Origin of the sequence: Hymenobacter glacialis (assembly GCF_001816165.1) — a bacterium.
In the GTDB taxonomy this organism is placed as follows: domain Bacteria; phylum Bacteroidota; class Bacteroidia; order Cytophagales; family Hymenobacteraceae; genus Hymenobacter; species Hymenobacter glacialis.
Map to the genome: position 1 here is coordinate 248673 of NZ_MDZC01000046.1, position 21613 is coordinate 270285.

Annotated in this window: 15 protein-coding genes and 1 pseudogene; 3 read left to right on the forward strand and 13 right to left on the reverse strand. The window is 59.9% G+C overall.

All coding sequences use genetic code 11. The features are described from left to right. Positions 1–137 precede the first annotated feature (137 nt). Both BEN48_RS05605 and rpe read right to left on the reverse strand, forming a co-directional pair. Complete coding sequence (locus BEN48_RS05605; protein WP_083320786.1) at positions 138–2726, reverse strand: TonB-dependent receptor; 2589 nt, start codon at positions 2724–2726, stop codon at positions 138–140. Between the two features lie 29 nt (positions 2727–2755). Then, complete coding sequence (gene rpe / locus BEN48_RS05610; RefSeq protein ID WP_070733605.1) at positions 2756–3475, reverse strand: ribulose-phosphate 3-epimerase; 720 nt, start codon at positions 3473–3475, stop codon at positions 2756–2758. A gap of 133 nt (positions 3476–3608) precedes the next feature. Between rpe and BEN48_RS05615 the strand changes: the two genes are divergently transcribed. After that, entirely contained in the window at positions 3609–4205 is a 597-nt protein-coding gene (locus BEN48_RS05615; RefSeq protein WP_070733606.1) for a beta/alpha barrel domain-containing protein, read from the forward strand. A gap of 128 nt (positions 4206–4333) precedes the next feature. Here the strand turns inward: BEN48_RS05615 and trmB are convergent, their stop codons facing one another. The 9 genes from trmB to holA form a co-directional block, all read right to left on the reverse strand. Then, positions 4334–4999 carry a tRNA (guanosine(46)-N7)-methyltransferase TrmB gene (gene trmB, locus BEN48_RS05620; protein ID WP_070733607.1) on the reverse strand — a complete coding sequence of 222 codons (666 nt, stop codon included), beginning with the start codon at positions 4997–4999 and terminating at the stop codon, positions 4334–4336. Positions 5000–5041: 42 nt separating this feature from the next. Next, entirely contained in the window at positions 5042–6355 is a 1314-nt protein-coding gene (locus BEN48_RS05625) for a bifunctional folylpolyglutamate synthase/dihydrofolate synthase (RefSeq protein WP_070733645.1), read from the reverse strand. Positions 6356–6474: 119 nt separating this feature from the next. Continuing rightward, entirely contained in the window at positions 6475–7356 is an 882-nt protein-coding gene (locus BEN48_RS05630) for a hypothetical protein (RefSeq protein WP_070733608.1), read from the reverse strand. Between the two features lie 31 nt (positions 7357–7387). Next, positions 7388–7804 (reverse strand): ExbD/TolR family protein, encoded by a 417-nt coding sequence (locus BEN48_RS05635; protein ID WP_070733609.1) that lies wholly within the window; start codon positions 7802–7804, stop codon positions 7388–7390. A gap of 109 nt (positions 7805–7913) precedes the next feature. After that, positions 7914–8609 carry a MotA/TolQ/ExbB proton channel family protein gene (locus BEN48_RS05640; protein ID WP_070733610.1) on the reverse strand — a complete coding sequence of 232 codons (696 nt, stop codon included), beginning with the start codon at positions 8607–8609 and terminating at the stop codon, positions 7914–7916. A gap of 8 nt (positions 8610–8617) precedes the next feature. Then, positions 8618–9790 (reverse strand): HU domain-containing protein, encoded by a 1173-nt coding sequence (locus BEN48_RS05645; RefSeq protein WP_094122929.1) that lies wholly within the window; start codon positions 9788–9790, stop codon positions 8618–8620. Between the two features lie 96 nt (positions 9791–9886). Beyond that, a complete protein-coding gene (locus BEN48_RS05650) occupies positions 9887–11692 on the reverse strand; it encodes a TonB-dependent receptor (protein WP_125932494.1) in 1806 nt (601 codons plus the stop codon). Positions 11693–11726: 34 nt separating this feature from the next. Continuing rightward, positions 11727–14945: a tetratricopeptide repeat protein gene (locus BEN48_RS05655; protein ID WP_070733613.1), complete on the reverse strand. Its 3219-nt coding sequence runs from the start codon at positions 14943–14945 to the stop codon at positions 11727–11729. Positions 14946–15127: 182 nt separating this feature from the next. Continuing rightward, positions 15128–16186, reverse strand: coding sequence for a DNA polymerase III subunit delta (gene holA, locus BEN48_RS05660; RefSeq protein ID WP_070733614.1), 1059 nt, complete (start codon positions 16184–16186; stop codon positions 15128–15130). Positions 16187–16370: 184 nt separating this feature from the next. On the opposite strand from holA, the gene tyrS reads away from it, so the two are divergent. Then, positions 16371–17690 (forward strand): tyrosine--tRNA ligase, encoded by a 1320-nt coding sequence (gene tyrS / locus BEN48_RS05665; RefSeq protein ID WP_070733615.1) that lies wholly within the window; start codon positions 16371–16373, stop codon positions 17688–17690. Between the two features lie 246 nt (positions 17691–17936). Here tyrS and BEN48_RS20050 read toward each other — a convergent pair. Further along, positions 17937–18107 (reverse strand): annotated as a pseudogene (locus BEN48_RS20050) (histone H1); the annotation flags it as partial. Between the two features lie 253 nt (positions 18108–18360). After that, entirely contained in the window at positions 18361–19608 is a 1248-nt protein-coding gene (locus tag BEN48_RS05675; protein ID WP_070733616.1) for an aminotransferase class I/II-fold pyridoxal phosphate-dependent enzyme, read from the reverse strand. 342 nt (positions 19609–19950) lie between these two features. Between BEN48_RS05675 and accC the strand changes: the two genes are divergently transcribed. Continuing rightward, a complete protein-coding gene (gene accC / locus BEN48_RS05680; protein ID WP_070733617.1) occupies positions 19951–21459 on the forward strand; it encodes an acetyl-CoA carboxylase biotin carboxylase subunit in 1509 nt (502 codons plus the stop codon). The last annotated feature ends 154 nt before the right edge of the window (positions 21460–21613 follow it).

Here is a 21613-nt window from a genome sequence, read left to right on the forward strand (position 1 = left end):
AGTCATTACCTATCATTTAAGCAAATTATTAGCCATTGGCTGTCAATCCCATAATTCTGCCGTTTTTAAGCTCTGAGCCCCGTTCCATTACCCTGCCTCGGGGTGTTCAGCCTGGAAATAATGTCCGTTGCAGTGGCTTAAAAACGGGCAATGAGCTTCAGATTTACCACTCGCTGCGAAAGGTAGTTTGGCACCGAATAAGTGACGCCGTTCACGTCCTGCAGGTAGTTATAGCCGCCCACATTGTTTGCCGCCAGCACGTTCAGTACCTCCAGCCCCAGCCACAGGCTCTCGTAGCTGTAGATGTGGGCTTTGGGGGCATTGTTGTTTTTTAGTCCAATCACCTTGGAAAATCCCAGGTCGACGCGGGTGTAATTGGTGGACAGGGCATTGGTACCGCGCAAATCAGGCTGATTGGGTGGCGTGAACGGCAGACCCGTCCCAAACACCACGTTCACGTAGCCGCGCACCGAGGGGTTGTTCGGCAAGTGGTCCTGGAAGAATACGCCCAGGTTCAGCCGCTGGTCCTGCGGGCGGCGGATGTAGCCTTTGGCGTCGCGGCTTATCAGCTGGCCGTTCCGGTCGAAGGTGCTGATGGAATCGCCTTCCACATTCTCGCGGGTGGTGAGCAGGCCCAGGCTGAACCACGACTCCGCCCCTTTCACAAACTCGCCGCTCACGCGGGCATCAAACCCGGCAGCGTAGGCGGTGGCGTTGTTTTTGGCGAAGTAGCGCAGGCGCACATTGTCCACATCGTAGGGCACCACGTCGGTGAGGTACTTGTAATAGGCCTCGGTGGTGAGCTTGAACGGACGGCCGAACTTCTGAAAGCTGAGGTCGCGGCCCATAATAAAGTGATAAGACTTCTGGGCGCGCAGCGCCGGATTCAAAAATCCTTCCTGCACGCCGAGCTGGGTGGTTTGCTGGTCGCGCAGCTCGCGGTAGAACGGCGGCTGGTAGTACGCGCCCACCGCCGCCTTAAAAGACCGGTTGGGGTGGCTCGCGCTGATTTGTGAGAATTGCACCCGCGGGCTGACAACCAGCTGGCCGTTGGTGGTCCAGTAATGCGCCCGGGCCCCGTAGGTGAGCGTGCGCAGGGAATCCAGGGCCCAGGTATCCTGCAAAAAGCCCTGGCTGCGGGTGCTGAGCAGGCTCAAATCGCTACGCAGGCGCAGGCGCCGGGCGTCGGGCACAAAGTCGGCTGAGTCGGCAAAGCTGTACTCGTCAAGTTTGTCCGCTACTTTTTCACGGCCGATTTTGGCACCCCAGCGCACGGTATGGCTGCCAGTTGGCACCCAACGGCCCCTGGTTTCGGCGGTGAAGATGCGGGCGGTAAGAAAGTTGCGCGAGTGCTTGTACTGCGACCCGATGTCGCGCTGCCGTTGGGGCTGGTTGAACTCCGGGGAATTGGGGTCGCGGTTGATGTCAGCAAAAGTGTAGGCCGCTTCCACGTCGCGCAGCTCAAACTCGCGCGAAATAAGGGCCGAGCCCAACACTTCGACCTGCAGCTGGGACGAAAAATCGTGCTTTAGGTTCAGGCCCGACTGATAGGTATCGAATTGCATCCGCTCGCGGCCACCGTAGCCAATAAAAACCCGCGTAAACTGATTGGTGCCGGTAGAAAACGTAGCCTGGCCGGTTTCGGGCGAAAAGCGGTAGTCGTTGTGGGCCAGCACGCCCATCAGCCCCAGGGTGGTGCGCTGCATGTCGTCTTTGCGGCCCAGGCCGATGTTGACGAAGGCCTGCGCGTCGTAGAACGTGGGGTTGTAGCCGCCCTGGGCCTGCCGCAACGAGCGCAGCACGTACTGCGCATTTTTGTAGCGCACCCCAGCCAGGTAGCTCACCCGGCCATTGGCCGAACGGGCTTCGGCGTGGGCGGCCCCGCCTACCAGGCTACCCGTGAGGGAAGCCGCGAATTTCTCGGGGGTTTTGTAGTCCACGCTCAGCACCGAGGCCAGCTTATCGCCGTACTTGGGCTGCCAGCCGCCGCTGCTGAATTCAATCTGCTTCACCAAATCGGGGTTGATAAAGCTCAGGCCCTCCTGTTGAGCCGCAGTCACAAGGAAGGGTCGATAAATCTCAAACCCGTTGACGTACACGAGGTTTTCGTCGTAGTTGCCGCCGCGCACGTTGTAAGTGCTGCTCAGCTCGTTGTTGCCGCTGACGCCGGGGAGGGTTTTGAGAATGGTATTGAAATCGCCAAAAGCAGAGGGAATTATCTTGGCCGAACCAGGGTCGATGCGGGTGATGCTGACCTGCTCGCGCTCATCGGCCTGGCCGGACCGGCCCACCACGCGCACGCTACCCAAGGCGCGGGCATCGAGCTGCATGGTCAGGCGCAGGGCTTGCGCGGCATCGGCCGGCAGCTGCAGAGACTTGCGGATGGTGAGGTAGCCTAACCGGCGCACCACCAGCACCACCGGCTGGCCGGGCGCCGGCACCCGCACCTGCAGCGAAAAAGCACCTTCGGCCGTGGTGTTGGTTCCGCCAGTCTGGCCCTCCACTCCCACCGCGGCCAGCTCCAGCGGCTGGCCGCTGGCGTCCACCAGGGTGCCGAAAAGCGTGACGGTGCCCGCCGGAGCCTGTGCCTCAGCGGGCGGCACAACCTGGGCCTGGCTACTGGCCGTAGCCAGAAGCAGCAACACCCCCACGGCGGCAGCCGGCAATTTGCGGCCCCACTTTCTATCCCTTAACTGACGACAACCCGGCGTAGCGTTTTTTTTCACGGTGCGGTAGTAACGAGCCAGCCGACAGGCTATTGCCTGCGGCTCAACGACGAGCCATCGGCCCGCAGCTCCAGGCCGGCCAGGTGGTCGCGCAGGCTGGCCAGCGTGGCCACAGGTCCTGCGGGTGCGCTAAACACGAAATTGCCAGCCACCAGCACGTCGGCCCCGGCTTCTACCAGCGGGCCGGCATTGTCCAGGCTCACGCCGCCGTCAACTTCAATAAGTGCATCAGAGCCAGCGTCCACGAGCAGCTCTTTCAGCATGGCCACCTTTTTCAGGGTGTTGGGAATGAAGGCCTGGCCCCCAAAGCCGGGGTTGACGGACATCACGAGCACCACATCGAGGTCGGCGGCAATGTCTTCGAGCATGGCCACCGGCGTGTGGGGGTTGAGGGCCACCCCAGCTTTGCAGCCCAGCTGCTTAATCTGCTGCACCACGCGGTGCAAATGCGGGCAGGCTTCCAGGTGCACGGTGATAATGCTGGCGCCCGCATCGCGGAACGCCGACAGATAGTGCTGCGGCTCCTCTATCATCAGGTGCACATCGAGCGGCTGCTTGGCGTGGCGGGCCACGGCTTGCAGCACCGGCAAGCCAAAGGAAATATTAGGCACGAAGCGGCCGTCCATCACATCGAAGTGCAGCCAGTCGGCGGCGCTATCGGCGAGCCGCTCGGTTTCCGCTTGCAGATTAGCTAGGTCAGCGGCCAAAAACGACGGGGCCAGCAACGGTGCGCGACGGGTTATATTCATGGGGCGAAGATACAGCCGCCACTCGCTCCCCCGGTGCGGCTTAGCCAGCCCGGCGGCTTTACTTTTGCGCGGAACCCCTTACGGGCCGGCGTGCGCGCCGCACCTTCTCCATTTGCTTAATTAACTTCAACCAGTGCCCCACCTCGTTCCCCTCCTCATCCGTGGCATCAATAACCTATCCGATGCCCGCTACTGCGCAGGCATGGGAGCCGACAAGCTCACCTTTATCCTGGACCCCAGCCTGCCCGGAGCCCTCAACACCAAGACCGTGCAGGAGCTCGCCGGCTGGATTGCCGGAGTTGAACTGATAGGTGAGTTCGACCAGCTTACGGCACCCGAAATCAATAGCATAGCTGCAGCCTGCGCACTCGACGCCGTGCTCTTGCGCCAGCCACGCTCAGAGGCTGAGCTAGCTGAAATAGCCCCGCCCGTGTACGTGGAGCTGGCCGTGGGCGCGGTAGCCATCAACCCATACCTGTCAAATGCTCCTACGGGCTGGGTGGTGGAATTGGTTGAGCCCCTGACAACTGAAACCCTGGACTACCTGAATAAAATTGCCGCCCAGCGGCCGCTCTGGCTCGGCCCTGGCCTACACCCCGAACAAGCCCGCGAGCTGGTGAACCTGCTGCCTTTGGCAGGAATCGTTTTGCCTTCGGGCGACGAAGTAAAGCCCGGCCTGCGCGACTTCGACCAGTTGGAGGCTGTATTTGAAGCCTTGGAAATCGATTAAGCACAGGCTGCGTTGCGGCCGGCGCGCTTTTGCTACGCGCGCGGCCGCAACGCAACCGGACATCATTACCCGCAAAAGGCCGACTGTAATGGACGCAGCCGGCCTTTTTGTATTTCAAACGCTCTATCCTACGTCAGCCGGAACTGCACATATTTAATGGGCACGCCCACAGCGCGGTACTTACTCTCGAAGTTGGTCTGAATAGCCTGGGCCTCAGCGAATTCAACGGCCGTCTCGGCGTATAAATTACGGGTAAAGCGCTCAACCGTAGTGCCCGGACGAGCCGCCAGGGTTTCCAGTGTATACTCAAACAGGCCTTCATTGTCGGTTTTGAGGTGCAGCAGCCCACCTGATACCAGCAATTGCTCATACAAACCCAGAAAACGGGGCGAAGTCAACCGCCGTTTGATGTCCCGGTCCCGCGGGCGGGGGTCCGGGAAAGTAATCCAGATTTCATCTAACTCGGCCGAGCCAAACTGCGCCGCCAGCGCTTCGGCGCGCATGCGCACGAATCCTACGTTGGTTAATCCCATCTCGGCGGCGCGGGTGCTGCCGCGCCAGATTCGCTCTCCTTTTATGTCAAGGCCCAGGAAATTTCGAGAGGGATGCCGCTGAGCCAGGCCCACCGTGTATTCACCTTTGCCACAGCCTACTTCTAGGGTTACGGGGTTGGGCACTTGGAAGAAATCAGTGCGCCACCGGCCGCCCAGCTGCTCGTATTCGGGTTTGCCGGGTTCAATTATATCGGGCCGGGAAGCATTGTCGGTGAAGCGGTGGAGTTTTACGCGAGGCAAAATAGTAACGTAATGGAATGATAAATTAGGGGAAATGGCCAACTAGGCTAGGGAGTACAGCTCTTCGACTTCGGCCACTACAAACGTGCTGCCACCAATAAACACCACATCCTCGGGCTGAGCCGCGGCACGGGCGGCCGCCACGGCCGCCGCCACCGAGTTGTAGGCTTCGCCCCGCAGGTCCAGGGCGGCAGCCTGTAGCGCGAGCTGCCCGGCAGGCAGGGCTCGCGGGATGTTGGCCGCACAAAAATAATAGGTGGCGGCCGAAGGCAGCAATTGGAGCATGCCGGCCACGTCTTTGTCGTTTACCGCGCCAATCACCAGGTGCAGCGTATGGTGCGGCAAGCGCTGTAGCTGCGCCATTACCAATTGCAGGCCGGCCGCATTATGCGCAGTGTCGCACACCACCGTGGGGCGCCGGCCGATGATGCTCCAGCGGCCGCGTAAGCTCGTGAGCTGCGTAACCTGCCGGAGCCCGGTACGGATTGAAGCCTCCGTGAGCCGGAACCCCAGTGCCCGGAGCTCATCCAGCGTAGCCAGCACGCCGGGCAAGTTGAGTAGCTGGTAGTCGCCGGGCAAGCCGAGCTCGACATTGGGCAGATACGGCCGGCCGTGCTGCGTAATGGCCACGGCGCGCAACGCCCCTTCCGGAGCAGGCCCGTTGGCAAACGCGGCCTGGTAAACCCGGTCAGCATAGACCAGATGAGCAAGTTTAGCGGCTGCTTCGCGCTCAAACACGCCCGCCACTTCCGGCTGGTTCTGGCTAATCACCACGGGCACGCCCGGTTTGATGATGCCGGCTTTTTCGCCCGCTATTTCGACCAGGGTATTGCCCAACAGCGCCTGGTGGTCGAAGCTTATGTTGGTGATTAGGGATACCAGCGGCGTGATGATGTTGGTGGAGTCAAGACGCCCGCCCAGGCCAACTTCCACAATGGCCACATCCACGCGTTGCTCCGCAAAGTATGAGAAAGCCAGCGCCACGCACATTTCAAAAAACGACGGCTGAATTTCCTCAAACAAGGGTCGCCAGCGTGCCACCCACGCCACCAGATAGTCGGGCGTTAGCTCCTGGCCATTTATTCGTACCCGCTCGGTAAACTCCCGCAAGTGCGGCGAAGTGTACAGTCCTACCTTATAACCAGCAGCTTGCAATACTGCAGATAACAAATGTGAACTGCTTCCCTTGCCATTGGTACCGGCCACGTGCACGCTCCGGAACATTCGTTCGGGGTGCCCCATGGCTTCGGCCAGCGCTAGCGTGTTGCCCAGCCCTTTCTTGTAACCCGCAGCCCCCACCCGCTGGAACATGGGCAGTTGGTCGTAGAGGTAAGCCAGTGTTTCTTGGTAAGTCACGGGTAGTGGCAATGAGTAATGTGGTAGGGCAAACCGCAAATTAACGGTCTTATTGTCTTTTACAAAGAAAAGCCCCGTGGCCTGGGATAGGCCACGGGGCTAAATATGGAATCCGCTATTTAGCGCACCGTAATTCTGAAAGTGTAGCGGCCTACGGCACCGCCAGCCGCCGCGTTTGTTTTTACGAAGTTTGCATTGAGCAGCTTATCTCGGCAAAGCTTTTCCTGAGCAGCTGAAACGTTGCCGCTCTCTTTGGTAACGGACTGGACTTCGCCATCGGCCGAAATCTTTATCTTAAAAACAATCTGGCCGGAGTTGTTATCAACTGCCTCCACTACCGGAGTGCTTTCGAAGCGCCAGCCGCTCATTTGCAGGCCGCCGCTGCCGGGGCTGCTGCCGCTACCGCCACTGCCGGGGGCACCATACAGCGCCTTGGCATCCAAGGAGCCGTTGGGGTCGCCTTGGTCACCTACCGTGCCGGGTCGGTCGCCGTTGCTATTGCCAGTAGGCGCGTTGCTGGTACCGTTCACGCCGTTGCCACCGCCCGTGGCGTTGCCATTGGGCGAGTACACGGCCACGGGCTTGCGCACCGGGCGGGGCGCAACTTTTACTTCTTCCTTGGGCGGCGCCGGCGTTTCGGTGGGCGCTTCCGATACCGGGCTTTCCTCGGCTTCACTGGTGATTATTTTTTGCTGCGACGGCGGCGTGGGGTCTGGTGTGGCGGCAGTGGCCGGGCGGGGCTGCGGGTCAGGGCTGGCAATTGGGGGACGGCTGTCTTCGCGGTTCAGGGATTTGTTGGCCGTGGCCATGCTCTGAATATCCCCGGAGCCGGCTTCGTCCAGGCCGTAGTTCAACTCCACGCCATCGCCGCCCAAGGCGGTCAGCGGCGGATTGGGACCCTTGAAAACGGAAAATATGAAGAGCAGCAGCAGCAGTACGTTGATTATCAACGTGCCAATCAGGGCCTCGCGGCGGTGCGGTTCGGGATAATCAATAGCCATGGTAGTTGTACGATTAGCCGGGCAAAAGAACCTATTTGCCCGCCTGTTGGGCTTGGGTAGCCATCACCATTTTCAGCTTGAGGCGGTTGCCAATCTCTAGAATGTCAACCAGCTTCTGAACGTTCAACGAATTATCGACCCGCAGCACTACGGTGGACTGGTCTACAGTAGGCGTTGTGCCCACCAGAGCCACCAGCTCCGCTTCAACCCCTGCTGGGCTCACGGGCTTTTTGTTCACGAAATAGGTGCCCGCGGCATCTACCGACACCGTGATGGGCTGTTTCATGACCTGCTTGCTCGACCGGGCATTGGGCAGCATGAGCTTGATAACGTTGGGGTTTACCAGCGTTGAAGCAATCAGGAAGAACAACATCAGGAAAAACATGATGTCGTTCATGGCGCCGGTCTCAACGTGTGAGGTGAGGCGATGACGGCGGGATAGATTCATTTGGTAGCTGTTAGCGGAGAGCTATTAGCTGTTAGCTTACGGTGGCTAATTCCTGCTGAGCTTCAACTCTGAAGGCTAACAGCTAATAGCTTTCCGCTAACAGCTAAAATTAATTATCCTGCAGGATGTCCATGAATTCGATGGCCGAGTTCTCCATGCGAAACACCATGCGCTCAACCAGAATGCTTAGCCAGTGGTACCCTACGTGGGCAATAATGCCCACAATGAGGCCGGTGGCCGAGGTTACCAGCTTTACATACAGCCCGTCGGCTACCTGCGGAATGCCAAATTCCTGGGTGGCGGCAATGGAATAGAAAATCTTGATTACCCCGATGATGGTACCCACAAAGCCAATCATGGGCGCAATGCCGGCGATGATGCCCAAGATGCTGATATTCTTTTCGAGACGGGCAATTTCGATTTTGCCCACGTTTTCTACGCTGGTCTCAATTTCCCGAAGCGGCAGGCCAATGCGGCGCAGGCCCTTTTCTACCATGCGGGCCAGCGGCGAGGCCGTTTGGGCACACAGCAGCTTGGCGCCGGACAAGTCGTTCTTTATCATTAGCGAACGAATGCTGTTCATAAAGGATTCGGGGTTGCCGGCAGCCTTCCGAATGGTGAGATAGCGCTCGATGATAATGTAAATCGACAAGCTAAACAGGGCTACCAGGGGAATCATTACCGGTCCGCCGCGCAGAAGCAGGTCGATAAGAGGAACGTCGGCGGGCACTATCGGGGCAGACGCAAGAGCAGTATTAACAGTATCAGCCGTTGTGGCAGCAATTTGCAAGAAGAATACGGACATGCGGTCGGTTAAAATTTCAGGGTATTGTAATCACTGCGGGTCGTGACGCGCAAGCGCTGCGCTTCGCGTTGGGCCGAAGCCAGGTCGGGGTAATCAGCGGCAGTGAGGCGGAACAGGCGGCTACCAAAGGGCGGCAGTATGATGTGCGACGCGTGGCCGGTGCGGGCCAAGACCTTGCGGCCCCGCTCGGCCCCCGCCAACGAGCGGTAAGCGCCGGCGATGACGTAGTAACGACCCGTGCGGTTTTTAATTGTAACGGCGGCAGCCGTGTTTGCTGGCTTGACGGGGGCCACGGCGGCTATTACGGGAGCAGCGGTTTCAACGGCGGCAACGGATGCAGCAGGCGTAGCGGTGGCCACGGCGGGCGCGGCAACAACCGGAGCCGGCGCACCAGCCACCGGGGCTGGCTTCACTTCCGGAACGGTCACGGAGGCAGCCGGGCTAGCTTCCAGTGGCGTCATTCCCTCGGGTGCGGCGGGCTGAGGAGGGGTAAAGTTGTGTTGACCAAGGTTGGCTTGCTGGGGCTCGATGGTGGTGAGAACGGTGGCTGCCACCTGGGGCCGCGACCACTCCAGGTTGGGGAGTTGCGCCTGCCAGCCCGTGGGCGCAAATCCGGCATTAATCGCCCACTGGTAGTTGGCAAGCAGCAACAGGCCCATGGCCATGGCGATGGCGCCACCGGGCAACAAGCGCGTCCAGCGCGTGCGCCGGGTAGTGGCGCCACGCAGCGCGGGTTGTGGGCGCTTCACTCGCGCGTCGGTGGCGCGCACCGGGCGGGCCGCCAGATCGGGCAAGCCAAACGACGAAGCCAGTAGATTATCGGTGCCCGTATATTCAAAAGCAAGGCCCCGGCCCACCGAACGCCGGAATATGCCGATACCGGGCAGTTCCGTGCGGTTGGTTTCGTCCAGCTCCTGCTGCAGGCCGGCCACAGCCTGGCGCACCACCTCGCGGGCCTGGGCAATGGGCAGGTGGAGGTGCTGGCTCAGGGCGTCCACCAGCAGGCCGTCGTTCCGGGTCAGGGCCTGGTTGAAGGCGACCAGCTTGGTGGGCGGGCTCAGCGACTGCCGGCCGGGCTGGGCCCGTGCCGACGACACCTCGGCCACCAACCCGCCAAATTCCGGAATAATCACGCAGTCGTGGTCGCGGAGCAAGGGACGGATGTGGTCGGCTAGATGCATGGGGCGAATATTAAACGAAACAATAGCTACCCCACCACCTGATTATCAAAAAGAACCAGATAAAAAAGCGCGGCTGGCAGCCTGCAACGGCAAAACTTAAAACAGGTAGGAAGCCCCGGCCAGTACGTTGATGCCCTTCACCGGATAACCGTAAAAGCGCTGGTACTGACGATTGGCGAGGTTATTACCCATCACAAAGATGGATATTTTTGGCGTAATAAGGTAGTCGGCACGCAGGTTTAAGTCCACAATCGGGTCGGTGGCCCGGTAAAAGTCGGCGCTTCTCACTTCGTTGGGCCGGGTAGCCGGGCGGTAGCTGATGCCATAGCTGGCCGAGTAGAAATAGCCTTCCACGCCCAGCGTCAGCTTATCGATGATATTATAGGTACCAAATACCGACCCCTGAAATTCGGGGCGGTGGAAGGGCTGCGCCAGGTTTTTGAGGGCGTACTTATTAAAATCAATCCGGCTGCCCAGGCGAAACTTCTCCGCGGCGGTGTACAGCAGTTCGGCATGCAGGTTGAGCACGCCGGTGGCATTCTGGTCATACACCAGGTCGAAGCGGGTGGGGTCGATGGGGTTGTTGAGGTAGAAATACAGGTTGCGGTCGCGGGCATAGGTAGCGCGGCCGTTGAGCTCAAGCCCCCGGGCCGGCGTAGAATTGAAACCGGCGTAGATGGTGGGCCCGCGGTGGGTGTCGGCCAGGTTCAGGCCCCGGTTGAGCCAGGGGTTCTCGGTGGTCAGGTCGTAGCGGGTCACGCGCTGCATGGAGCCCCCCAGCCCGGCATACACCATAAATTTCTCTGGAGCCAACGTGTAGCCCAGGCGCACGGCCGGGTACACCACCGTGCGGCTCACGTTGGTGGCCGTGTCGGAAGAATAGCCCAGGGTAGCGCCCAGCGAGAAAGCGATGCGCTTGTTGGTGAATTCGTAGGCAGGAGTAGCCTGCACAAAATTGCGGCTGCGCGACACCAGCGCGGCCGGTTCGGGCCGGGCCAGACTACCGGGGGCAATGTCTTTCTCGGCAATAAAGGAGCCATCGGCTGCCAGCGTGAGGCGGCCGGCCTCACCCAGCGCGTAGCCGAGCTTGGCGTTCAGCAGAAAGTTGTTTTCGCTGGCGTCGTAGATGTCGTTCCAGTACTGGTAGCCAATGCCGGCCTCGTACTGCAATACCTGTTCCGGGTCACGGTTGCGAGCATAGGCCTTCACCGCAAAGCGGTTGAATACCTGCTTGATAGCGCTGGCCTCGGGCACGGGCGTCGCATCGGGGGTGTTCGCTGCTTTCTCGTAGCCGTAGAAATTATACCGCTCGCGCCCCAGGTCCAAGGTGGCTCCAAAGGCAGCCGTGCCCCGGTATAGCTCCCCCATGGCGTGGGCGCTGGTTTGGGACACCCCGGAATTTTTGCCATCCACGGGGCCCGTCAGGGAGTTTACGTGCTTGAGGTCGAGCCCGTAGGCGTGGTCGGCGTTGCGGGTGCTGTGGAAATACCCGCGCCCGTAAAACGTGCCGTAGTTACCCAGTCCTGCCTTCACGAAATTCCCGGTGAGCGGCGTGGGCTCCTCGGCTCGAATGGTGAGCACTTTTACCGAAGGCGAAAGCCGGTTGGCGGGCAGCCGGAAATCGGGAAAGGTGTACGTCACCTTGCGCTCTACTTTGGGAGGGGCGGGCAGTTTTATTTTTTCGAAGTTGCGGGTGGCTTCGGGCAACTGGTTTACCCGCTCCTTCACAATTTCTATTTCCGCTTCCTCAATCTGACCCGTCTTGGGCCGGGGTTTGGTGGTTTGGGCGTTGGCGGTGGTACCGGCAGCTCCTACTAGCATGGCGGCCAGGGACAGGGCCACTGCTACTCCCACCCGGGGGCTTCGTACCGAACTGGCTTTATTATAAGACAAACGCTTCATCAGCAAATTGTTATTCAATGAAAGGATACGCTGCTTAGCGCTGGGTAGCCGTGTCGGCGGGAGCGGCGTTGTCGCCGGTTAGTTTGGCGCGGGGCACGGTGCTGCCTTTGGCCGGCTTGGTAGAAGGGGCAGCCGGGGTTTTAGCTGGGGTTTTGGTCGGGGCTGGCTTTGGGGCAGCGGGCGGCGGCGTGGCTTCGGGCTGGTCGGCCCCCAGGGTTTTAAGACGCTGCCTGGCCGCTTCCACAATTTCAGCTACCGGAAACTTGTTGTCGATGATGGAATTGAGCGTGCCGCGTGCCTGGAAATTATCGCCATCGGCGGCGTACACATCGGCCACCAGCAAGAATGCCCGGCCCTGCCACAGGGTATAATTGCCAAAATCCGAGTTCACTTTGAGCGCGGCTGCGATGGCCTCCTCGTTCTTTTTTAGTTTGAACAGGGTTTCGGCCAGGTAGTACTGAGCCTCGGCACCGTTCACGTCGTTGGGCGCGGCCTTGGCGGCGGCGGCCAGCTCGGTGGCAGCCTGGTCCAGATTGCCGGATTTGTAGCTGGCCTTACCCAGGTAAAGCAGAGCGGCATTGGTGGCGTTGGCGGTGGCGCCAGCCTGCGTGCGCAGCTCCTCGGCTACGCGGCGGGCCCCGGGGTAATCGCCGGCTTCGTACAGGCTGCGCATCTGGCCCAGGGTGGCGTTGGCTACCTCGCGGCGGTTGGTGCTGGCGCCGCGCAGGCGCTCGTAGTATTTGGCGGCTTCCGCATAGCTCTTGTTTTCGAACTCCAGGTCGGCGAGGCGGCCTACGGCGCGGTTCACAAACTCACTTTTGCCTTCGGTCACCACGTCGCGCAGGCGGGTCAGCCCCTGCTGCTTGTCGCCCGTTTTCAAATAAGAATCGGCCAGGAAAAAGCGGGCATCAGCCCCCAAGGCCGTTTGCGGGTACTGCTTCAAGTAAGACTCCAGGCGTAGAATAGCAGGCTGGTATTTTTCAGCCAGATACAAAGACTTTGCTGCTTCAAATTCCACACTTTCGGTGGCCTTGCTATCGGGATTTTGCACCTTAAAAGAAGCCAGTGCGGCATCAAACTCTTCGGTGCGGCCCAGCGCCGACAGGCTCTCCTGCAGGCTGTACAAGGCCTGCGACGCGGCTTCGCTGCGCGGGTAGCTGGTGAGCACGCGCTGGAAGTCGGCCAAGGCTTTTTCGTGCTGCTGCAGGTTGGCGTACGACACGCCGCGCTTTTGCAAAGCCTGGGGCACCAGGGGGCTGTTGGGCCGGTTGTCAATCAGGCGCGTGAAGCCGGCGGCGGCAGGCTGGTATTCGCCGGCTTCAAACGAGAGTTGTGCCTGCTGAAACACGGCGTCCTCGGCATAGCGCGAACTGGGGCTGGTTTTCAGCAACGAGGCCAGCGTGGCGTTGGCTTCGTCGCGGCGGCCCATCAGGCCCAGCGTCCGGCCCTTCTGGTAGTAGGCGTAGTCCTTATCGGCCGCATTGGCCCGAATCACCTTGTCGTAGAGCTCCAGAGCCTGCGCGTAGCTCTTGGCCACGTAGTAGGTGTCGGCCAGCCGCATGGTGGCGTCGTAATAGTTCGGGTCGTCCGGCTTGGCACTTTTGTCGTTGATAAACGCCTGGAACTGGGGCCGGGCCCGGTCGTACTGCTTGGTGTTATAGTAAGCATAGCCCAAGCCGTAGCGCGCCTTTTGCTCAAATTCCACTTCCTCGGCGCTCACGCCACCCTGCCGGGCCGCGCGGGCCGCCGCCACGTAAGCGCTAATGGCATCGGGGTATTGCTGGCCCACGCTGTAAATCTCGCCGCGCAGCACCTGGGCCGCGGCCCGCAGGGCATCATCGGCCGGGTACTTCAGGGACTTGTCCAGCAGCGGCAGGGCGGCGCCGTAGTTGCCGTTGTTGTACAAGGTGGCGGCCTGCGAGTACGCCACGCGCTGGTAGGTGGCGTTGAGCTTCTCGCTCCGGTCGTCCAACCCTTCGAGGTAGGCCAGCGCCTGGGAAAAGTCAGTGGACTGCAGGAAGCCGATGCTCAGCAGGTCGTCCACGATGGGTTGGTTGGGAGAGCGGGGGAATTTCTTCTGGAAATCGCGCAGCACGGCCACAACTTCGGGCAAATTGCCCAGCTCGAATTGTACCTGTCCCAAACGCAGCGTGGCATTTTCGGCCACGTTCTTATCAAATGTGCCCTGCCGGGCCGCCTCAAACGCCGTCACGGCCTGGGGCTTCTGGTTGGCCTGCACGTAGCTCAGTCCCAAATGATACGCCGCGTTCTGACCCAAGGAATCGCGCAGCACAGCTACGTTTTTCAGGCTGGCAATGGCGCCCTTAAAATCGCCCATCTTGTAGTTGGCAAAGCCAATCTTGTACTGCAGGGCCGGCTCGATGCGGCCCTTGTGCACGGCTGCGTACCGGTCGAAGTTCTCTGCCGCTTCTTTGTAGCGCTCCTTCTGGTAATAGGCATCGCCAAGCAGGAGTTGGATTTCGTCGGAGTTCTGAGGCGTGGGCGTGGTTTTCAGCGCGTTCGACGCATAGCGAATCAGCTCATCGTAATTGCCCTCCTTGTAGTAAATCTGGGACATGATGGCTGGCACCACCGGCTTATAGGCATCGTTTTGCTCGGCCACGGCCAGGTCGGCGCGGGCCGCGGCGTAATCGCCGGTACGATAGGCCAGGTAGCCGGCGTAGTAAGAGCTGGCGTATTTAAACTCCGTCTGAGCCTGCTTGCTGCGGTCGAACAGCAGGCGCGCTTTGTCGTATTCCTTTTCCTCGAAATAGCTGTAAGCAAGCTTAAAGTCCGATTCGCCGCGTTGGGCTACGCTCAAATTATCCGGGGCTACTTTCTGGAAGTACTGAATAGCCGAGGCGTAGTTTTTCTGGTCGAAATAGAACTTACCCAGCTCAAAATAGGCCACGGCTGAGCGCGGATGCGCCGGATGCTGCTCGGCAAAAGCCAGAATAAGGCCTTCGGCATCGGGGTGCAGCAGGTACAGGCCGCTCACCGCATAATAGTACTCGGCATCGGCGGTGCGGTCGCCGGCGGTGGGGCCGCCCTGGCCGGTGGCGCGGGGCTCCACGGCCAGAAAATGCCGAAAAGCCTCCTGAGCCGCGCCGTACTGGCCACGGTCAAACAACTCCAACCCTTCCTGAAAAAACCGCTCATCGGCGGCAAAAACCTGGGTTTGCTGGGCCTGGGCTGCCATTGGGGCCGCAGCACTCAGGGCGGCGGCCAGCGCGAGCCGGGGAAATAGCTTCATGAAAATACCGTACGTGGAGGGCCCGCACCGGGCCCGAGAAGTAGCCAAAAGTAGCGAAAATTGCCTGCAGATTGCCCAATCAACGCAAATACAGCCCATCTGTTGCGTTGGCGACAGTCCATGCGCGGGCGGGTCACGCCGTGGGTGAAATGGACTCAGCTTAACCTATTGTCTTACGTATTTTACTCCAGCACGCCTTCCGGCACGTTGTGCAGAATCAGCCAGACCAACTCGCGCAGGATTTCCCCGTCGTCCATCGAGCCGCTCTCAATGCCTTTGCTCTGGGCATCGGCCCGGCGAATAAGGTGAATAATATTCGCCACCCGCTCAGCCGGGTACGCCCGCATGGCCTGCTGGTAGTCCTTCTGCGCGAAGCTGTTCATAATGCCCAGCTTTTTGAACTCGCCATCGCCCGGATTGGGGCCGGCCTGGTGAAGCACCAGCAGCTTGGTGAAGAAGCCAAAAAGCAGCGTCAGGTTGGGAATCAGCGGGTTGGCCTTGGGGTTGGCGGCAAAGTAGCCCAGAATGCGGTTGGCCTTGAGCACATCGCGCTGCACCAGCGCCTTTTGCAGCTCAAAAATATTGTAGTCCTTGCTGATGCCCACCAGCCGTTGCACCAGCTCCTCGTCAATGGCTTGGCCCGGCTGCAGGTTCAGCACCAGTTTGTCTACCTCGTTGGCCAGCCGGCCCAAATCGGCCCCGATGTACTCGGCCAGCATGGCGGTGGCTTGTCCGGTTATCTGCTGGCCGCGGCTGCGCACGTTGGCCGTGAGCCACTGTGGCACCTGGTTGTCGTAGAGCTTTTTGCTGGTCATGAGCGCCACCGGCGACTCTTTGCCGCTGAGCAGCTTGCCTAGCTTCTTGCGGCTGTCCAGGGTTTTGTGCTTATAGCAAAACACCAGCACCGTGCTGGCCAGCGGGTTTTTGAGGTACGCTTCCAGAAAGGGCCAGCTCCGCTCCTGCTCCAGGTCGGCCACGGTCTGGGCCTCTTTCACGATGACCACCGACCGCTCGGCCATCATCGGAAACCGCTTGGCCTGGCCCAGGATGCCGGCCACGTCAATGTCCTTGCCGTACACCACCACCTGGTTGAAGCTGCGCTCGTGCTCGGCCAGAGCAGTTTTTTCAATAAGGTCGGCCACTACGTCGATGTAGTAAGGCTCCTCGCCCTGCAGGAAATACACGGGCTGAAACTGCCGCTGCTGCAGCTGCTTAAGAATAGCGTCGGCCTCGAAATTCAATGAAGAATATGAATTATGAGTTATGAGTTGGCGGGTTTAAGTGCGCCTGCATTCATTCCTCGGTTTTGCACGCAAGCCGTGCCCAAGTCACAAAGGTAGATGGGCGTTTTTACCTTTGCAGACTTTAGGCGTCCTTCCAGCTGCCTCCAACTCATAATTCATAACTCATAATTCATAATTCCCTTTGGATTTAATCCCTGAACTCACCTGGCGCGGCATGTACCACGACGCCATGCCCGGCACCGCCGAACACTTGGCCACCAATGCACCCATCACCGGCTACATTGGCTTCGACCCCACTGCGGCCTCGCTGCACATCGGCAACTTGGCCACCATTATGCTGCTGGTGCACCTGCAGCGTGCCGGCCACCGGCCGGTGGCCCTGGTGGGCGGCGCCACCGGCATGATAGGTGACCCCAGCGGCAAATCGGCCGAGCGCAACCTGCTCGACGAGGATACCCTGCGCCTCAACCAGGCCGGCATCCGGGCACAGCTGGAGAAGTTCCTGGACTTCACCCAGGGCCCCACCGGGGCGCTGGTGGTGAACAACTACGACTGGTTCAAGGAAATTGGCTTCCTGGGTTTCCTGCGCGAAGTGGGCAAGCACCTAACGGTGAACTACATGATGGCCAAAGATTCGGTTAAGCGCCGCATCAGCGGCAACGAGGACAGCGGCGCCGACGGCCTCAGCTACACCGAATTCAGCTACCAGTTGCTGCAGGGTTACGACTTCGTCCACCTCAACAAAACCTTGAACTGCACCCTGCAAATGGGCGCCAGCGACCAGTGGGGCAACATCACCACCGGTACGGAGCTCATCCGCCGCCTGAGCAACGCCGAGGGCCGCGAAGCCAAGGCTTACGCCCTCACCGGGCAGCTCATCACCAAGGCCGACGGCACCAAGTACGGCAAGTCCGAAACCGGCACCGTCTGGCTCGACCCCGCCCTCACCTCGCCCTACCAGTTCTATCAGTTCTTCTACAACGCCGCCGATGCCGATGCTCCGCGCCTCGTCCGCGTGTTCACGCTGCTCAGCGAGGCCGAAATAGTGGCCCTGGAAACCGAGCATGCCCAGGCGCCGCACCTGCGCGTGCTGCAAAAGGCGTTGGCCCGGGACGTGACCACCCGCGTGCACTCTACCGAAGCCACCGAAGCCGCCATCAGCGCCTCCGAGGTGTTGTTCGGTCGTGGCGACCTCGCGGCACTACAGTCCCTCGACGAGGCCACGCTGCTCGACGTGTTTGCCGGCGTGTCCCACCTGCGCGTACTACGGGCCGATTTGGCGGGCCTCACTGCTGCGTCGTTGCTCAGCGAAGCCACCATGGGCAAAATCTTCCCCTCAAAGGGCGAAGCCAAAAAGATGATGAAGGACGGCGGCGTGAGCATCAACCGCGAGAAAGTAACCGGGGCCGAAGCGCCGGTTGATACCATGCCCCTGCTAGCCGGTAAGTTTCTCGTCGTTCAGAAAGGCAAGAAGAACTACTTCCTGGTGGAGGTGGTGTAAACCCACCCAGCTGGCTGGTTTCCCTTAACTCGTGCCAACAGAAAGGCCCCGCTGCATGCAGCGGGGCCTTTCTGTTGGCACGAGCCTGGGCACAGCGTCCGCGAACTCCTAAAAGCCCGCCGGATGCTGTGGTTCAGACTACTTCTTCTTTGCTGCAGGAGCAGCCTTCTTGGCAGCAGCAGGAGCGGCTTTCTTAGCAGCAGGAGCAGCCTTTTTAGCAGCGCCAGCGGCCGGAGCAGCAGCACCGGTGTTCTTGGTGTTCTGCACTTCGGTGCGGAACGCCTGAGCCATGGTCTTCAGCTCCTGCATGCCCTTGCGCACGCGGGTGCCGGCAGCAGCGTTCTGCTTGTCGTAGAATTTCGAAAAGTCGTCTTCGAGCGACATTACGAGGTCCTTCAGTTTGCCGAAATTGTTCATTGGGGTTTGTGGTTTGGGGTGAAAAATGAATTTGGTATGGTGTTAAGCCGGCCCTAATATACAGGGATTTCAAATGCAAGCAAGTTTTTCAATTTATTTCTAAAACCCCCTCCCCTGCTTTGAGAGGCCTTTTTTGCAAAAAAAAAGGCCGTTTCCACAACGTAGTGCTCGACCCATTATGTTGGTATAGTACAAAAACAAAAGCGCCGGCTGCCCTCAGGGCAACCGGCGCTAACTACCTCGGAAGGCTTTTTTAGGCGGTTTGGGGCGTGGCAGCGGCCTTGCTGTAAAGCCCTTTATCGAGCTTGGCAGCCATGGCTTCGAACGCCACAATCGTCTCCTGCACGTCGGAAAGGGTGTGCTTGGCCGTGGGGATGAGCCGGAGCATAATCACGCCCTTGGGAACCACCGGATAAACCACGATTGAGCAGAAAATGCCGTGATTCTCGCGTAAATCGAAGGTTAGGGCCGTTGCGTCCGACAGTTCGCCGTTCAGGAAAACGGGGGTTACCGGCGATTCGGTGGTGCCGATATTGAAGCCTTTTTCCCGCAAACCGCTCTGCAGGGCCCGCACAATGGTCCAGAGTTGCTCGCGGTATTCGGGGTGATTGCGAATCAGCTCCAGGCGCTTGAGCGCGCCTATTACTAACGGCATGGGCAGCGATTTGGCGAAAATCTGGCTACGCATGTTGTATCGCAAATATTCAATCACACTTTCTTGTCCCGCCACGAAAGCGCCAATGCTGGCCATGCTCTTGGCGAAGGTGTAAAAAATTAGGTCTACGCCCTCAATACAGCCCAAATGTTCGGCCGTTCCGGCGCCCGTGGAGCCCAGCGTGCCAAAACCATGAGCATCGTCAACGAAGATGCGGAAGTCAAATTTCTCCTTCAGTTTTACAATTTCGGGCAACTTGCCCAGGTTGCCCGACATGCCAAACATGCCCTCCGTGATTACCAGGATGCCACCACCGGTTTCGTCGGTAAGCCGCTTGGCCCGCTCCAGCTGCTTTTCGAGGCTGGCCATGTCGTTGTGATTAAAGACAAAGCGCTTGCCCTGGTGCAGGCGCACCCCGTCGATGATGCAGGCGTGCGACTCGGCGTCGTACACGATGACATCGTGGCGGTTCACCAGCGCATCGATGATGCTCACCACGCCCTGGTAACCGAAGTTGAGCAACAGGGCACCGGGCTTGTTCACGAAGTCGGCCAGCTCGTTTTCCAGCTGCTCGTGCAGGGTGGAATTGCCGCTCATGATGCGCGCGCCCATGGGGTAGGCCATGCCGTACTCGCTGGCGCCGTCCACGTCGGCCTGCCGCACTTCCGGGTGGTTGGCCAGGCCCAGGTAGTTGTTCAGGCTCCAAGTCAGCACCTCTTTGCCGCGAAACTGCATACGGGGCTGGATTTGCCCTTCCAGCTTAGGAAAGGCGAAATAGCCGTGGGCGTAATGCGATTGCGAACCCAAAGGCCCGCGATTGGCCGAAACCCGGTCGAAAATATCCACTGAAAAAACGGGGTGTTAGTTGAAGGTTAGATGCAGAAGAAGGGCCAATTTAGCTGGGTACCGTTAATATTAGACTGGCCGGTTTACAAAGGTAGCCCCAGGCCGCCGATGTACACAATTTGGGCTTAATAACGTCATCATGCGGCTGATGTTTGCAACCGGCGTGCAGTTTCCAACTTTCTTTGTGACCCGCTTCCGCCTCTACTAAGCTCCGCAGCCCCTATTACCGGGTGCCGCGTAGCCCGGCAAGGGCACCTGCTTCGGCCGGTTGCACCCGCCAAAACGCATTCTGGCGCTTTGTGGGGCCAACTTACCTACCTACTTCTCCGCTTCCCCCCACCCATGAAAAAAATTACCAAATTGCTTGTTGCCAACCGCGGCGAAATTGCCCTGCGCATCCTCCGTTCCGCTAAGGAAATGGGCATTTCCACCGTGGCCATCTACTCCGAAGCCGACCGCAATGCCCTGCACGTGCGCTACGCCGACGAAGCCGTGTGCGTGGGCCCCCCCGCTTCGAAAGACAGCTACCTGCGCGGCGACAAGATTCTGGCCGTGTGCCAGGAGCTGGGTGTTGATGCCATTCACCCCGGATATGGCTTTTTGAGCGAAAACGCCGGCTTTGCCCGCGCGGTGCGGGCGGCGGGTTTGATTTTTGTAGGTCCCTCGCCAGAAGCCATGGAGATTATGGGCGACAAGCTCTCGGCCAAGCAGGCCGTGAAAGCCTACAACATCCCGCTGGTGCCCGGCACCGACGAAGCCATTTCGGACGTGCCCGCCGCCAAGCAGATTGCCGAGGAAGTGGGCTTTCCCATCCTCATCAAGGCCTCGGCCGGCGGTGGCGGCAAGGGCATGCGGATTGTGAACAACGCCGCTGAGTTTGAGGAGCAGATGCAGCTGGCCATCAACGAGGCGGTTTCGGCCTTTGGCGACGGGGCGGTATTCATCGAGAAATTCGTGACCGGCCCGCGCCACATTGAAATCCAGGTGCTGGGCGACGAGCACGGCAACATTGTGCACCTGTTTGAGCGCGAGTGCAGCATTCAGCGCCGCCATCAGAAGGTAATTGAGGAAGCGCCATCCTCGGTGCTCACGCCCGAATTGCGCGCCCAGATGGGCCAGTGCGCCGTGGACGTGGCCCGCGCCTGCGACTACACCGGCGCCGGCACCGTGGAGTTCCTGCTCGACGACAAGCACAACTTCTACTTCCTGGAAATGAACACCCGCCTCCAGGTAGAACACCCCGTGACCGAGCAAATCACGGGGCTGGATTTGGTGAAGGAGCAAATTCGGGTGGCCCAAGGCGAGCCCCTTGCCTTCGCCCAAGAGGACCTCACCATCACCGGCCACTCCCTGGAGTTGCGCGTGTACGCCGAAGACCCCCAGAACAATTTCCTCCCGGACATTGGAACCCTGAGCACTTACGTGCGCCCCCAGGGCCCAGGCGTGCGCGTCGACGACGGCTTCGAGCAGGGCATGGACATCCCCATTTACTACGACCCAATGATTGCCAAACTGGTGACTTTCGGGGCCGACCGCGCCGAGGCCATTGCCCGCATGCTGCGCGCCATTGAGGAGTTTAAAATAGTGGGTATTGAAACCACGCTGCCTTTTGGGGCCTATGTGCTGCGCCACCCCGCCTTCGTGAGCGGCGACTTCGACACGAATTTCATCAAAGACCACTTCGCGCCTTCCAACCTTGCCCCCACCGCGCCGGACGAGGCCACGGCCCAGGTGGCCGCCGCGCTGGGCGCCATGCTGCTAGAAACGAAGAAACCCAAAGCTGCGGCACCTGGCGGGACCACGGGCGCAGCGGTTTCGGGCTGGCGCCAGAACCGGGCGGGCGGGCGCTAATACCAATCTGCTCAGCCTTACTGCCCCGTGCAGCTGGCACTCTGAAAGTTGGGCCACCGGTCACTCCTGCATACCCATAGTCCCGCAACAGGCTACTTGCTCACACCCAACCGCCCCTCTGCGTCATCAGAAATTTCTGATGACGCAGAGGGCC